Consider the following 1,674-nt stretch of genomic DNA (forward strand, 5'->3'; position numbering starts at 1 on the left):
CCTCGCGCTTTCGTGAGTGGGCCTGTCCGGGTCTTGATCAAATAAGCGGAGAGTGCTGCTGACCTGCAACGATGGGACTTATCGAGGGTCCTGTCAGCTGCGAGGAAAGAAGCACTCTCCAGGTGAAGAAGAGTAGCGGGTCGTATCCGCGTGTTCGTGTCGAGGGCGGCGGCCGTGGGGCGGTCTCCCAGGCCGGGGCGGTGCTGCTGGTCGAGACGGTGCGCAAGTCGGGCCTGGACACCGCGATATCGGCGGCTCTGGCGCCGTGGCGCAAGCCGCGGACGGTGCACGGTCCGGGCAAGATCCTGCTGGACGTGGCCCTGGCCGTCGCCCTCGGCGGCGACTGCCTGGCCGACGTGGGCATGCTGCGGGCCGAGCCGGACGTGTTCGGCCCGGTGGCCTCCGATCCGACGGTCTCCCGTTTCGTCGATGTCCTCGCCGCAGCAGGTCCGAAGGCTCTCACCGCGATCCGGTCGGCACGAGCCGAAGTACGCACGCGGGTCTGGGAACTGGCCGGGGCGAACAGTCCGGCCGCCGACGGCGGCGTGATCGTGGACATCGACGGAGTGCTGGTCCTCGCGCACTCCGAGAAGCAGGACGCCACCGCGACCTGGAAGAAGACCTACGGCCATCACCCGCTCGTCGCGTTCGTCGACCACGGCCAGACCGGGTCCGGGGAGCCGGTGGCCGCGCTGCTGCGGCCCGGCAACGCGGGCTCCAACACCGCCGCCGACCACATCGAAATCACCCAACTCGCTCTGGCTCAGCTGCCCGGACACCTGCGGCGGGGACGGCAGACGCTGATCCGCACCGACTCGGCCGGCGGCACCCACGCCTTCCTCAACTGGCTCTCCCGCCGCGGCCGGTGGCTGTCGTATTCCGTCGGAATGACCATCACCGACGCCATTCACCAGGCCGTGCTGAAGATCCCGAAGAAAGCGTGGACACCGGCCTACGACGCGGGCGGCACCGAGCGGCCCGGCGCCTGGGTCGCGGAGATCACCGACATGCCCGACCTGAGCACCTGGCCGAAAGGCATGAGGCTGGTCGTCCGCAAGGAAAGGCCGCACCCCGGCGCCCAGTTGCGCTTCACCGACCTCGACGGACTGCGGCTGACCTGTTTCGCCACCAACACCAAGGGCGACCAGCTCGCCGCCCTCGAACTGCGTCACCGCAGGCGGGCCCGCTGCGAGGACCGCATCCGCAATGCCCGCGACACCGGCCTGCGCAACCTGCCCCTGCACGACACCGCCCAGAACCGCATCTGGCTGGAGATCGCCTCCCTCGCACTCGACCTCCTCGCCTGGATGCCGATGCTCGCCCTGACCGGCACCACCCGCCGCTGGGAACCCAAGAAGCTCCGCCTGAGACTGTTCTCCGCCGCCGCCCAACTCATCACCACCGGCCGCCGCCGCTGGCTGCGTCTGCCCGCCCGATGGCCCTGGACCGATGTCATCACCCGGGCAATCGACCGGCTGCAGAGCCTGCCACACCCCGACTGACCAGCCACTTCGACCGTCCCAACAACCCGCCCCACCACACCGGCGAAGTGGAACCCGGCGCCGACCCGGCGCGACAGCCGGGCCCTCAGCCTGCCCCAGCCCCGAAAAGTCCCCACCACACAGACGCAGAGTCCCCGTCAGCAAGCTGACGAGGACTCATGAATGATCGAGG

The 1,674-nt window shown here is 69.5% G+C and carries 1 protein-coding gene; it reads left to right on the forward strand.

What is annotated here, in order from left to right; all coding sequences use genetic code 11:
• Window positions 1-122: 122 nt before the first annotated feature.
• Window positions 123-1,502 carry an IS1380 family transposase gene (locus tag ACFVT5_RS43255; RefSeq protein ID WP_389899738.1) on the forward strand — a complete coding sequence of 460 codons (1,380 nt, stop codon included), beginning with the start codon at window positions 123-125 and terminating at the stop codon, window positions 1,500-1,502.
• The last annotated feature ends 172 nt before the right edge of the window (window positions 1,503-1,674 follow it).

It is taken from the genome of Streptomyces sp. NPDC058001, from assembly GCF_042886315.1.
Lineage (GTDB): Bacteria > Actinomycetota > Actinomycetes > Streptomycetales > Streptomycetaceae > Streptomyces.